This is a genomic window from Arthrobacter zhaoguopingii (genome assembly GCF_009828605.1).
GTDB classification, from domain to species: Bacteria; Actinomycetota; Actinomycetes; order Actinomycetales; family Micrococcaceae; genus Arthrobacter_D; species Arthrobacter_D zhaoguopingii.
Genome location: NZ_WIAE01000009.1, coordinates 1 through 12706, shown reverse-complemented (window position 1 = coordinate 12706; position 12706 = coordinate 1). Strand labels below are relative to the sequence as shown.

Below are 12706 nucleotides of genomic sequence, written 5' to 3'. Positions count from 1 at the left end.
CCGTGACGAGCCTTTCGACGCACCTCGAACCCCTGCCCGCACCGCCGGCCTACGGCGCCGGCACCGTCGGGGAAGTCCTGACCAGCGCCGCCGCGGCCCTCGGGCTCGGCGGGTTCGGCAACGCCCTCGGGCTGCCGCCCGTCCGGCGGATCTGCGTGGTGATGGTCGACGGTCTGGGGCTGTCCCTGCTGAAGAAGCGCGGAGGCCACGCCCCGTTCCTGCGCGCGCACCTTGAGGGTGCCCGCACCCTCGGGTCGGCGTTCCCCTCGACCACCGCAGCCTCCCTGGCGAGCCTGGGCACCGGCCTGCCGCCCGGGCTGCACGGCATGGTGGGCTACGACGTGCTTGACCCCGCGCAGGACAAGGTGGTCAACATGCTCGGCAACTGGGACGGCGGCGTCGACCCGGTCACCTGGCAGCCCCATCCCACGGTGTTTGAACGCGCCGCCCGCGAGATTCCGGTCGTCACGGTCAGCCAGTCCAGGTTCGCCGATTCCCCGATGACCCGCGCGGCGCTGCGCGGCGGGAGCTTCGTTGGCGCCGGTACGCTGCAGGCACGGGTGCGCGCCGCCGCCGAGCAGCTCTCCGGCGCCGACACCATGCTCATGTACTTCTACCTCAACGACCTGGACAAGGCCGGCCACCGCCACGGCTGCGCCTCGACGGACTGGACGGACCGGCTTGAGGACCTCGACTCGGCCATGAAGTCCCTCGCCCGGCAGATGCCGGCGGACACCCTGCTGCTGCTGACCGCCGACCACGGGATGGTCGACGTCGCCGAGGGCCAGCGCTTCGACTACTCGGCCCGGCCCGCCCTCGTGGACGGGATCGCCCACACCGCCGGGGAGCCGCGGATGGTCCACCTCTACTTCGAACCGGGGCTTGACGCCGCCGGCCGGGAGCGGCTGCGGTCGGCGTGGCAGGAGGCCTTCGGGCGCCAGGCCTGGATCCTGACCCGCGGGGAGGCCGTGCAGGCCGGCCTGTTCGGACCCACGGTCGATCCCTCGGTGCTGCCGCGGATCGGAGACCTGCTGGTGGCCGCCCGCGAGCCGATCGCCCTCTTCGACACCCGGCGCACCTCCGCCTCCGCCCTCGAGGTGATCGGCCAGCACGGGTCAATGACGCGGGTCGAGCGCGAGGTGCCGCTGCTGACGCTGCGCCGGCCCGAACCCGCCCGGAAGGTCCCCGCACGGCGCGGGACGAAGCCCACCCCCGAAAGGCCGAACCATGGCTGAACTTCTCTTTTTCTGCGGCACGATGGACTCCGGAAAATCGACACTGGCCCTGCAAATGGAGCACAACCACCGCGCCCGCGGCCGGAAGGGCGTGCTGTTCAGCTCCCATGACCGGGCCGGCGAGTCGATGATCTCAAGCCGCCTGGGGCTGCGGACCCGCGCCGTCGAGGTGCACCCCGACACCGATTTTTGGAGCGAGGTGACCGGCCGGCTCACGCAGGGCGCCCGGGTTGACTACCTCATCTGCGACGAAGCGCAGTTCTACACCGCGGGCCAGATTGACCAGCTGGCACGCATCGCCGACGACATGGACATCGACGTCTTCGCCTTCGGCATCACCTCGGATTTCCGCACGAGGCTCTTTCCTGGTTCCCAGCGGCTCGTGGAGCTTGCGGACCGCATCCAGGTGCTCCAGGTCGAGGCCCTGTGCTGGTGCGGCAAGCGCGCCACCCACAATGCCCGGATCGTGGACGGGACCATGGTCGTCGAGGGGGACCAGATGGTGGTTGGGGATGTCGAGGCGGCGGCCGATCCAGATAGCGCCGGGGAGGCGCCCCGGTCCGCCGGTGCGGCGGAGCCGGTCACCGAGTACGAGACGCTGTGCCGCAGGCACCATATGCGCCGGCAGACTTCGCGTGCCTCGAACGCGCTGGTGGGCAACGAACTGCCGCTGCCGTTCGAGCCGGCCCCGGAGGCGGAGCCGGCGACGCTCTGAGGCCGGCGGGATCTCCGCATCAGCCGGCTCTGGAAGCGGGGGACCCTGCGAAACCGCGGGCCCGAGGAGCCAAGGGGATCCGGGCGAACCGCAGGCTCGGGGAACCGGTGGTTCCGGGCTCCCAGGGAACCTCTAACCCTTGCGGCCCGCCGGTGTAGGCGGGCCGGGTACTGCTAGTCGCCCTTGGTGCCGAAGACGATCTGGTCCCAGCTGGGCACGCTTGAGCGCTTGGGCTTGATGCGCCGGTCTGCTGGTTCCTCGGTCTTGGCTTCGGCACCGGTGTCCCTGCCCTTGTCTCCGGACTGCTCGCGGCGGTCGCCCGGACCGGCCTCTGCGGGTGTCCCGGAAGCGTCGGGGTCCTTGCCCCGGGAGCCGTCCGCGGGTGCTCCGCCGTCCTCGGCGGCGCGGACCGGCACGGCGAAAATGCTGATTTCGCGGGTCTCGGTGCTGACCCCGTGGTAAAGCCGGGGCGAGCCGTCCGCGTGGAGGTCGGGGTCCTCACCGCCCTCCCGGGGCGGGGGAGCGAGGCTCAGTCCCGGGGGCAGCGAGCCGTCCTCGGCTTCAAAGCCGTCGCGGGGATGCGCCGCGGGAATGCTTCCCTTGGTCAGCAGTTCGGCGAGGTTGTCATCGCTGTCCTCATCGGCCCCGAGCCGCTGGCCGCGGCGCGAGCGCAGGACATCGAGCAGGCCGTCCGCGTCGTCGTGCGTCTCGACGGGGGGCTCCTCGGCCTTTTCGGCCTCGAAGTCGAAGACCCGGTCGGCGACGGCGCTAAGCCGGCGGTTGGGAAGCGGCCCGTCGAGCGGCTCGAGTTCGCTCAACAGCTGCGCCCACCGGTTGGCGTTCACGACGGTCTTGCGGGAGGGGTTGAACGTCCACTGCGCGGGCGGCTCCTCGCCGACGTTCACGGCCGAGCTTTCGGGAAGGTCGAAGCGGGCCACAACTGTCCAGGCACCGTCGGAGCGCCGCCAGGAATCCCATTCGATGTTCGCGGCGTCGACCCCGTAGGCCTCGAGCCGGAACGCAACCATTTCGCCGAGCTGGGCCGGGTTGTCGCCGAAGGCGGAGCGGTAGCCGTCGTGGGAGGGAAGGGGGGCTGCCACCTCGACGCGCTGGGCGAGGTAGGCCATGTAGTCGCGCTCGGCGCGCACAGGTCCCTCGTACCGCAGGATGTGGGAGAGCTCGAGCCCCGATTCCTCGGCGATCCCCTGCGCGGTCGCGCCGCTGCGGATGCGGGCCTGGATGTCCCGCGGTGTCAGGTGGACCGATGGGCCGGTCCGGGCGGTCGGGGAGGGCGGGGCGGCAGGAGCGACCCGCGTCGACTGCCGGGACGCTGCCGCTCGAAGAGCTTCGTCGATCGGCAGACGAAACGTGGCTCCTCCGTCGCCGCTTAACAGCAGATGATCGCCATCCACACCAACCAGGCGCAGCTCCTGCATTAAAATCCTCCAGCCGACAGTAATTACTAGTCGAAACTCTGCCACTGAATGCCCGTCATTCCTACTACACCCCGTGGTGTGGCGCGGTTTCTTGGGCGGCGGCGGCCGGCGAGCCGGACGGCAGCCGCCCTGCCCGGCAGGCGCTCCGGCCGACACTGCGGCCACCCGGGTCGACACGGCGGGAGCCGGGCAGCGGCCCGGGTCGGCCCCGATGGGGCAGAATGCACTGGTAAAAGTCCCACACACCGGGGCCGGGCCGGGCTTTCCGGACGGGCCCGGCCGCTGCCCCCTAAGACCGGAGCGTGAAGGAACCACCATGGCGACCGACTACGACGCGTCGAGCACCACCGATGAAGCAACAGCCGCCGAGCCGATCGAGGAGCTGCGCACCACGGCCGCCGCCGTGCAGTCGCCGGTGGTCGACGAGGACGAGGTTGAGGCCGCCGATTCCTTCGAGCTTCCCGGGGCCGACCTCTCGGGTGAGGAACTCACGGTCCAGATCCTGCCCGCGCAGGCCGACGAGTTCACCTGTTCCTCATGCTTCCTGGTCCGCCACCGCTCGCAGATTGCCCGCGAGAAGAACGGTCTGCTGTTCTGCAGCGAGTGCGAGGGCTGAGCCGGCTCAGCGTGCGAGGGCGGCGGTGAACTGCTTGGGCCTGCGGGTGGACGCGAGCCAGTACGGGGTGCGGTCCTCGGGGTCGGTGACTTCGATGCGGACCACGGGCGAGATCCAGCCCCGGATGCAGAGGTACGCCAGGCCGTTGAGGGCCGTACCGCGCTGCTCGGTCGCGTCGTCGCCGGTGTAGGCCGACACCGCGCCCAGGTAGCGGCGCTCGATGGTCGCCCGGCCGACCGTGAGGGTGGTGGGCGTGACCACGATCCGCGGGGTGGAAAGGACAAGCAGGGTCACCAGGACCAGTGCGATCACCACCGCCGCCGCGAATCCGATGAACACATCGATGGGGGCAAAGGTCACGATCGACGCTGCGGCGGCACCAAGCACCAGCAGCCAGACCCAGGTTGATGGCCACAGCCGCTCGGAATAGATGACAGTGTCCTCCACGGACCCTTCTGCGGCTTTCGACATGCTCTAACATTTACACCTTTTGCCTTGAGGTTTCATCCCGGCAGCGGGCCCTCGCCCCGCGCCCGAGGCGCTAAAGTGGTGTGCTGGGGCAGCAGCAGCGGTGGAAGATCAGCGCGGGGATGGCGGCCCGCCCTGCCCGCCGCGGAGTCCACCCGCGGCACCCCCGCCAGGACCACCGCAGCGATAGAAACACCATCAGTTCAGGACCACCGAACACCCAAGTTCACCGAACGTCCCACCGGTTCCGGCGTTGCCGGCGCCGGTGCACACCAGAGGTTGGAGAAACCCGTGCCAGACCCGCAGCAGGACCTGCAGGTGCAGATCGTGATGCTCGACGACGCCCTCGAACCGCCCGCGTACGCCCAGCCGGGGGACGCCGGCGCGGACCTGCGCAGCCGCATCGACGTATCGCTCGCGCCGGGGGAACGCCGGCTGGTGCCCACCGGGGTGTCCGTTGCCCTGCCCGCCGGCTACGCAGGCTTCGTCCACCCCCGCTCCGGACTGGCGGCCCGGCACGGCCTGTCTGTCGTCAACGCCCCCGGCACCATCGATGCCGGCTACCGCGGTGAGGTCCAGGTCATCCTGCTGAACACCGACCGCTCCGAAACAGTGCACCTGGCGCGCGGCGACCGGGTGGCGCAGCTCGTGATCCAGCGGGTCGAGCAGGCGTCCTTCGTGCAGGTCCAGGAACTGCCCGAATCGGTACGCGGCGCAGGCGGCTTCGGCTCCACCGGTGGCTTCACCCCCGTGCCGGAGGCGCACAACCCCGCCACCGGCGGCTGAGCCGCCCCCACAGCAGACCGGGCGCTTCGCCGTCCGGAACCGAACACCACGTCGACAGATCGAGGAGAGGAACCCACAAATGGTTTTTGGGCGCCTGAAGAAGAAAAAGCAGGACGACGGCTCGCCGGAGCCCCAGGGCACCGACGCCGCGGACACCGGCGGAACCGAGGCGGAAGCCGCCGAGACCCCGGAGCCGGCGGAGGCGACCCTCGAGGCACAGCGGCGTGAATCCGGTCCCTTCGATTCGGCCGAGAAGGACTCAACCGAGGGCTACATCGATCTCGGGGCGCTGAAGATCGGTGCCGCCGAAGGACTGCAGCTGCGCCTCGAGGTGGAGGAGCGCACCAAACGGGTCATCGCCGTCACCCTCGACCTCGGCGGCTCAACCCTGCAGCTCCAGGCCTTCGCCGCACCCCGCTCCGAGGGCGTCTGGGATGAAATCCGCCAGCAGATCGGCCTCTCGGTGGGGTCCCAGGGCGGCACGGTGCAGGAACGGAAGGGCACCTTCGGCACCGAACTGATCGCCCAGCTGCCCGCCCCGCTGCCCGACGGAACCTCCGGCGTCCGCGTGGCCCGGTTTGTCGGCGTGGACGGGCCGCGCTGGTTCCTGCGCGGCGTCTTCGGCGGACCGGCGGCGCTCAACGCGGCCGCGGCCGCGCCGGTGGAGGCGCTCTTCCGCAACGTCGTCGTCGTCCGCGGGGACCACCCGCTTCCCCCGCGCGAACTCCTGCCGCTGCGCCTGCCCAAGGATGCATCCGCCAACCCGAACCCGTCGACGCCGGTCCGGCCCGGGCTCACCGCGCCCCAGCGCGGCCCCGAGATCACCGAGATTGGCTGACACCGGCCGGTCCCTGCCCCCGGCGGGCGGGGCGGCCCGCGGATCCCGGGGGCGGCTGCGCGGTCGCGGGCTGATCGACTCCGTCACCTACCAGCCAAAGAACGCCTCACCGCGATTCTCCGCCATCGTGAGGGTCGACGCCGGGCCCCTGCCCGGGACCCGCGTGCGCCTCGTGTGGATGGGCCAGCGTGAAGTGCGTGGCATCGAAGCCGGCGTCGAACTCGCCTTCGAAGGCATGGCCAGCCGGGTCGAGGGCATGCTGACCGTGTACAACCCGCGCTATGAAATTATTGGACGGCCCGAGGAGCCCTGAGTGAACCAGAACCCGAAGCAGAACCAGCACGGCGACGCCCAAAACCAGCACGGCGACGCACAGGACCGGCCACGGCCGGAGGACCTTGCGTCCCAGTACGCGGCGCGGGCGGGCGTGAAGCGCACGGCCCACGGTAGCATCGACGTCCTCTCCTCCGTCGGCGGGGTGCAGGGACTCTCCGAGAGCATCGTGCCGGGACTTGTGTTCACCGTGCTGTTCACGATCACGCGGGACCTGACGGTGTCCCTGGTGGCCGCCCTCGCCGCCGCCGCGGCCTTCTCGGTGGTTCGGCTGGTCTCCCGCCGGCCCCTCACCCAGGCCCTCTCGGGGCTCATCGGCGTGGCGTTCTGCGCCATCGTCGCACTGCGGACCGGCAACGCCGAGGACTTCTTCCTGCCCGGCTTCTACATCAACGCCGCGTACATCGCCGCCATGGCCCTCTCCATCGCCGTGCGCTGGCCGATCGCAGGCGTCCTGTTCGGCTTCATCCGGTCCGAGGGCACCGAATGGCGGAAGGACCCCCTGCGCGTGAGGGCCTACTCGCTGGCGACGTGGATCATCATCTCCGTGCTCGCGCTGCGGCTGGCCGTCCAGCTGCCGCTTTACCTGGCCGGCAATGTGGCCGCCCTCGGGACGCTGCGCGTCGCGATGGGGCTGCCGCTGTACGCGCTGGGCCTGTGGCTGGCGTGGCTGGTGTCGCGGCCCGCCGCACCCGAAACCCCCGCCCCGGAGCCCGGGCCCGCCCGCTAGGCGGACGTCCGGAGGTCCGACGTCGGGAGCCGGCGCCGCCCGTCAGGCCGGGGTCGAGTCCGCCTCCGGCCGGCTGCGCGCCGCCAGAGCGCTCCGCAGGTCGTTCTCCGCCGCCACAGCCGCCAGGAAGAACAGTTCGTCGCCCTCCTCCACGGTGTCGTCAGCGCTCGGCGTGACGGGCACGTCGTCGCGCAGGATCGCCACCACTGCACAGTCGAGCGGGAGCTCGACCGAGCTCAGAGGCTGACCGACCAATGGAGAATCCTGGGGCACCGTGAACTCGAGGATTGAGGAGACCCCGGTCTGCAGCGTGAGCAGGCGCACCAGGTCGCCGATCTCGACCGCCTCCTCGACGAGCGCGGTCATCAGGCGCGGCGTATTCACCGCAACGTCGACACCCCACGAATCGTCGAACATCCAATCGTTCTTCGGGTTGTTCACCCGGCCCACGGTGCGCCCCACACCGAATTCGCTCTTGGCCAGCAGCGACACCACGAGGTTGACCTTGTCGTCCCCGGTGGCAGAGACGACGACGTCGGCCTCGTCGAGCCGTGCGTCCTTGAGGGTCGTCAGCTCGCAGGCGTCCCCGATGAGCCACTTGGCGCCCTTGAGCCCGCTGCGCCCGATCACCTCGGGCTTTTCGTCGATCAGGAGGATCTCATGGTTGTTCGACAGCAGTTCGCGCGCGATCGAGGACCCGACGCTCCCTGCTCCGGCAATGACAACTCTCATTCGGCATTCTCCTTGGGTGGACTTGCGAGAATCCGCCCTATTTCATCGGTCGCGGTTGTCTTCATCATGGCGTGCACGATGTCGCCCTGCTGGTAGCTGGTCTCATCCGTGGGCAGCATTCCCTCCCCGAACCGCGTCAGGTAGGCGATGCGCACCCCGCCGGCGGCCTCGATGTCCTTGAGCGGACGGCCCAGCCAGGCGTCATTGAGTGAGAGTTCACCCAGGATCAGGCGCCCGGAGGTCTCGCGGTAGTCCCCGTCGATGCTCTGCTCCGGCAGGATCCGCCGCAGCACCTGGTCGGCGCTCCAGCGGACGGCCGCCACCGTGGGGATGCCGAGCCGCTGGTAGATCTCGGCCCGGCCCGGGTCGTAGATCCGGGCCACCACATGACGGACGTGGAAGGTTTCCCGGGCCACCCGGGTTGCCAGGATGTTCGAGTTGTCTCCGCTGGAGACGGCCGCGAAGGCGTAGGCGTTCTCGATGTCGGCGTGCTTGAGGGTGTCCCGGTCGAACCCGACCCCGGTGACCTTCCGGCCGCCGAAGGAGGACCGCAGGCGGCGGAACGCCCGGTCGTCCTGATCGATAATCGCCACGCTGTGGCCCGACTCGTCGAGTGTGTGGGCGAGGCTGACCCCCACCCTGCCGCATCCCATGATCACAAAATGAGCCATCGAGGGCACCCCTGTCTCCTGCTGCGCCCGGCGGCATTCCGGGCTGCTTACCGGCTCAATCCGGTCGGTGTCCGGTCGTCGTCCGGAGGCGCTCGGCGGCCGGTGCTTAGGCGGCGGCTTGCGCAGCCGCAGACCGCAGCGCCGGCTGCCGTAGGTCTCCAGCCTAATGGCTTCCGCGGCGCACAAACGCGCTAGTCTGGGGGCCGTGCTGACTTTCTTCGGGGCCGCCAAGCGGGTGCTGGTGGGCAAGCCTTTCCGCAGTGACAGGCGCAGGCGCCAGACCCTGCCCCAGCGTTGGGCCATGCCCACCTTTTCAGCCAACGCGTTGTCCTCGGTGGCCTACGCTCCCGATGAGATCATCCTGACGCTGGCCCTCGCCGGAGTGGCCGCCGTCGTGCTCGCCCCCTGGGTGGGCCTCGCCGTGATCGCCGTCCTGCTGGTGGTCATCGCCTCCTACCGCCAGGCCCTGCGCGCCTATCCCACCGGTGGCGGGGACTATGAAATCGCCCGCCGGAACTTCGGCGGGCAGGCAGGCGCCCTGGTCGCCTCGGCCCTAATGGTCGATTACGTGCTGACCGTGGCGGTGTCGGTGTCCGCGGCAGCCCAGTACGCCGTCGAACTGGCACCCGGCGCGGCGCCGATGCGCACCGGCCTCGCCGTCGCCGGGGTGGCCGGGCTGGTCCTGCTGAACCTGCGCGGCGTGACGCGCGGGGCACGCCTCACCGGCATTCCCACCTATCTGTTCACCGCGGTGGTTCTCGGAATGTGCGCCGTGGGCGTGTTCCAGAGCGCGGCCGGGACCCTCCGCGAGGCCCCGAGCGCAGGCTTTGAAATTGTGCCCGACGCCGCCTTCGACGCCGGGCTGGTGGGGCTTGGGGGCGCGCTGCTGATCCTGCGCGCGTTCTCCGCCGGCGCGGCGGCGCTGACCGGCATCGAGGCCCCGGCCGCCAACGTGCCCAGCTTTGAGGCGCCGCGGGCACGCAACGCCGCCACCACCCTGGTGGTCCTGGCGGCCGTGGCGTCCCTGATGATGGCCGGGGTGATCTACCTGGCCAACGCCGCGAAGGTCCGCGTGGTGCTTGATCCCGCGAACCAGCTGCTCATCGACGGCCTCCCGGTCGGGGAGAACTACCTCCAGAGTCCGGTGCTCAGCCAGCTGGCAGCGGCGGTCTTCAACGATGCGACGCTTCCGTTCTTCCTTGTCGTGGGCGCCACGGTGCTTGTGCTCCTGCTGGCCGGGCACGCCGCCTTCAACGGGTTCCCCCTGCTCGCCTCCCGGCTCGCCGGCGACGGCTACCTGCCGCGCCAGCTGAGGACCCGCGGGGACCGGCTCACCTACAGCAACGGCATCCTCGCGCTGGGCCTCGGCGCGGCCGCCCTGATCCTGCTCTTCGGCGCCGACGTCACCCAGCTCGTCCAGCTCTACATCGTCGGGGTGTTCGTCTCCTTCACCGCCAGCCAGCTCGGGCTGATCACCCACTGGACCCGCGAGCTGCGCAGCACCGCCGACCGGCAGGCCCGGTGGCGCATGCGCAAGTCCCGGGCGATCAACACCGCCGGATTCATCCTGACCGCGGCGGTGCTCGTGGTGATCCTCGTGACCAAGTTCGAATACGGCGCCTGGATCGCAGTCCTCGCCATGGCCGTGCTCTTCGCGATCATGCGCAGCATCAAGAGCCACTACGACAGCGTGGCGTCGGAGCTGGCCATTGACGACGCCGACAACCTGCGCGCCCTGCCGGCCCGGGTCCACGCCGTCCTGCTCGTCTCGCACGTGCGCAAGCCGGTGCTGCGGGCGCTGGCCTTCGCCCGCGCATCGCGGCCCTCACGGCTCGAGGCCATCATTGTCGATGTGGACGCCGAGCAGACCCGGCGTACGCTTGAGGACTGGGAAAGACTGGAGCTGCCCGTCCCGATCACCGTGCTCGCCGCACCGTACCGGGACACCATCACCCCGATCCTCGACTACATCGCCACCATCCGCAGCGAATCGCCCCGAGACCTGATCGTGGTGTACATCCCGGAGTATGTGGTGGGGAAGTGGTGGGAGCAGCTCGTGCACAACCAGACAGCCCTGCGCATCAAGGCCCGCCTCCACTTCGTCCCCGGGGTGATGGTGGCCAGCGTCCCCTGGCAGCTGGCATCCGCCAGGGCCGACCAAGAAACCAAGATCTGAAGTGAGCAAGTGACAAACGAATCGACAGTCGTCGAGCTGACCATCGAGCGCCCGGCCCACGGCGGGCACACCGTCGCCCGGCATGAAGGGCGGGTCGTGTTCGTGCGGCACGCCCTTCAGGGGGAGAGGGTGCGGGTCCGCCTCACCGAGCAGGAGCCGGACGCGAGCTTCTGGCGCGGTGACACGGTGGAGGTCCTCGAGGCCTCACCCCACCGGGTGACCCACCCGTGGCCGCAGGCCGACGCGCTGGCCGCCGCCGCACAGGGCACCGCGCCGGTTGGGGGAGCCGAGTTCGGCCACATCCGGCTCGAGGAGCAGCGCCGGGTCAAGGCGCAGATTTTCGCCGAGCAGCTGACCCGGATCGCCCGCACCGAGCGGGACGTCACCGTCGAGGCCGCGCCCGGGGAAACCCCCGACGGGCTCGGCTGGCGCACCCGGGCGGCCTTCGCCGTCACCGGCAACGGGCGGCTTGCCATGCACGTGCACCGCTCGGACGCGCTGGTTCCGGTCACGGAGATGCCGCTGGCCGTCGACGCGGTGAACGCCCTGCGGCTGTGGGACCTGGACTTTTCGGGGATGCAGCGCGTCGACGTCGCCGTCGGCTCCGGCGGCGGGGATCCCCTCGTGCTGCTCATCCCGGCGGAGGGCACGGCGCCGCGCCGGGCCGGGGCCATCGCGGCCCAGATTTCAGGGGCGTCGGTGGCGGTCCTCGACGCCGCGACCGGGACCGTGCACCGCCTCAAGGGCCGGACCTGGCTGCAGGAGCAGGTCGGTCCGCACGCCTACCGCGTCACCGGGGCCGGGTTCTGGCAGATCCACCGCAAGGGGCCCGAGGTCCTGACCGGCGCCGTGCTGGAGGGGCTGCAGGTCGCCGAGGGCGAGCACGCCGCCGACCTCTACGCCGGGGCCGGGCTGTTCACCGTGCCGCTCGCCTCCGCCGTCGGCGCCAAAGGGTCGGTGCTGTCCGTCGAAGGCTCGGCCGGCACCAGCCGGGACGCCCGCCGCAACCTTCACGGCCAGGACCAGGTGAGCATCGTCCAGGGCCGCGTGGACAAGGTGCTTTCCTCCCACGACGGCCCGCTCGACGTCGTGCTCCTCGACCCGCCGCGGGCCGGCGCCGGCAAGAAGGTCGTCGGGCAGATCCTCGACGCCGCCCCGCGGCGGGTCGGGTACGTTTCCTGCGACCCCGCCTCCTTCGCCCGCGACCTCGGCCTCTTCCAGGCCCGCGGGTGGACCCTCGACACGCTGCGGGTCTTCGACCTGTACCCCCACACGCACCACATGGAATCATTCGCACTGCTTTCCCCGCCACGGGGTGCGTCGTGAGAACCCGAGGCTAGAATCTGAGGCATCGGTTCCGGACGCGGACCCCGCCCCGGACTCCTCCAGCGGTGGAAGGACTCGGCCATGGGCGTTGCCAACAGCTTTGGTTCAAGGGGTGTGCTCGATGTCGCCGGTACGTCGTATGAGATTTTCCGGTTGGGGGCGGTGGAGGGTGCGGAGCGGCTGCCGTTCAGCCTGAAGGTGTTGTTGGAGAATCTGCTGCGGACCGAGGACGGGGCCAATATCACCGCCGATCATGTGCGGGCCCTGGCCGGGTGGAATCCTGAGGCGGAGCCGGATACGGAGATCCAGTTCACTCCGGCGAGGGTGATCATGCAGGACTTCACCGGGGTGCCGTGCGTGGTGGACCTGGCCACGATGCGTGAGGCGGTGGCCGAGCTTGGCGGGGATCCGAAGAAGGTGAATCCGTTGGCGCCGGCGGAGATGGTGATTGATCATTCGGTGCAGATCGATGTGTTCGGCAATGCCGGGGCGCTGGAGCGCAACATGGAGATCGAGTATCAGCGTAATGGGGAGCGGTATCAGTTCCTGCGCTGGGGCCAGACCGCGTTTGATGATTTCAAGGTGGTGCCCCCGGGGATGGGCATTGTGCACCAGGTGAACCTTGAGTACCTGGCCCGCACGGT

Annotated in this window: 14 protein-coding genes; 10 read left to right on the top strand and 4 right to left on the bottom strand. The window is 70.2% G+C overall.

Annotation, left to right across the window (positions count from 1 at the left end):
- The first annotated feature begins 2 nt into the window (after positions 1-2).
- Together GVV77_RS12685 and GVV77_RS12680 are read left to right on the top strand one after the other, a co-directional pair.
- Complete coding sequence (locus GVV77_RS12685; RefSeq protein ID WP_159618922.1) at positions 3-1235, top strand: alkaline phosphatase family protein; 1233 nt, start codon at positions 3-5, stop codon at positions 1233-1235.
- Entirely contained in the window at positions 1228-1950 is a 723-nt protein-coding gene (locus GVV77_RS12680; RefSeq protein ID WP_159618920.1) for a thymidine kinase, read from the top strand. The genes GVV77_RS12685 and GVV77_RS12680 overlap by 8 nt, the downstream gene beginning before the upstream one ends.
- Positions 1951-2123: 173 nt before the next feature.
- Here GVV77_RS12680 and sepH read toward each other — a convergent pair whose 3' ends face one another.
- Positions 2124-3386 carry a septation protein SepH gene (gene sepH, locus GVV77_RS12675; protein WP_159618918.1) on the bottom strand — a complete coding sequence of 421 codons (1263 nt, stop codon included), beginning with the start codon at positions 3384-3386 and terminating at the stop codon, positions 2124-2126.
- 316 nt (positions 3387-3702) lie between these two features.
- On the opposite strand from sepH, the gene GVV77_RS12670 reads away from it, so the two are divergent.
- Entirely contained in the window at positions 3703-4002 is a 300-nt protein-coding gene (locus GVV77_RS12670) for a DUF4193 domain-containing protein (protein WP_159618916.1), read from the top strand.
- A gap of 6 nt (positions 4003-4008) precedes the next feature.
- On the opposite strand, the gene GVV77_RS12665 is transcribed toward GVV77_RS12670, so the two are convergent.
- Positions 4009-4473, bottom strand: a complete 465-nt coding sequence (locus GVV77_RS12665; protein WP_159618914.1) for a DUF3093 domain-containing protein — start codon at positions 4471-4473, stop codon at positions 4009-4011.
- A gap of 288 nt (positions 4474-4761) precedes the next feature.
- Between GVV77_RS12665 and dut the strand changes: the two genes are divergently transcribed.
- The 4 genes from dut to GVV77_RS12645 all read left to right on the top strand — a co-directional run bounded on the left by dut (position 4762) and on the right by GVV77_RS12645 (position 7157).
- On the top strand, positions 4762-5256 hold the full coding sequence (gene dut / locus GVV77_RS12660; protein ID WP_281350592.1) for a dUTP diphosphatase: 495 nt from the start codon (positions 4762-4764) through the stop codon (positions 5254-5256).
- A gap of 79 nt (positions 5257-5335) precedes the next feature.
- Positions 5336-6094, top strand: a complete 759-nt coding sequence (locus GVV77_RS12655; RefSeq protein ID WP_159618912.1) for a DUF3710 domain-containing protein — start codon at positions 5336-5338, stop codon at positions 6092-6094.
- Positions 6087-6407 carry a single stranded DNA-binding domain-containing protein gene (locus GVV77_RS12650; protein WP_159618910.1) on the top strand — a complete coding sequence of 107 codons (321 nt, stop codon included), beginning with the start codon at positions 6087-6089 and terminating at the stop codon, positions 6405-6407. Before GVV77_RS12655 ends, GVV77_RS12650 begins: the two co-directional genes overlap by 8 nt.
- Positions 6408-7157 (top strand): DUF3159 domain-containing protein, encoded by a 750-nt coding sequence (locus GVV77_RS12645; RefSeq protein WP_159618908.1) that lies wholly within the window; start codon positions 6408-6410, stop codon positions 7155-7157.
- Between the two features lie 42 nt (positions 7158-7199).
- On the opposite strand, the gene GVV77_RS12640 is transcribed toward GVV77_RS12645, so the two are convergent.
- Both GVV77_RS12640 and GVV77_RS12635 read right to left on the bottom strand, forming a co-directional pair.
- Positions 7200-7889 (bottom strand): potassium channel family protein, encoded by a 690-nt coding sequence (locus GVV77_RS12640; protein ID WP_159618906.1) that lies wholly within the window; start codon positions 7887-7889, stop codon positions 7200-7202.
- A complete protein-coding gene (locus GVV77_RS12635; protein WP_159618904.1) occupies positions 7886-8560 on the bottom strand; it encodes a potassium channel family protein in 675 nt (224 codons plus the stop codon). The genes GVV77_RS12640 and GVV77_RS12635 overlap by 4 nt, the downstream gene beginning before the upstream one ends.
- Positions 8561-8765: 205 nt before the next feature.
- Here GVV77_RS12635 and GVV77_RS12630 point away from each other — a divergent pair, with 205 nt between their 5' ends.
- From GVV77_RS12630 to GVV77_RS12620, 3 genes are all read left to right on the top strand, one after another.
- Entirely contained in the window at positions 8766-10736 is a 1971-nt protein-coding gene (locus tag GVV77_RS12630) for an APC family permease (RefSeq protein WP_246199800.1), read from the top strand.
- 9 nt (positions 10737-10745) lie between these two features.
- On the top strand, positions 10746-12062 hold the full coding sequence (locus GVV77_RS12625) for a class I SAM-dependent RNA methyltransferase (RefSeq protein WP_159618901.1): 1317 nt from the start codon (positions 10746-10748) through the stop codon (positions 12060-12062).
- Between the two features lie 81 nt (positions 12063-12143).
- The coding region (locus GVV77_RS12620) for an aconitase family protein (RefSeq protein WP_246199799.1) at positions 12144-12706 on the top strand (563 nt) is incomplete at its 3' end.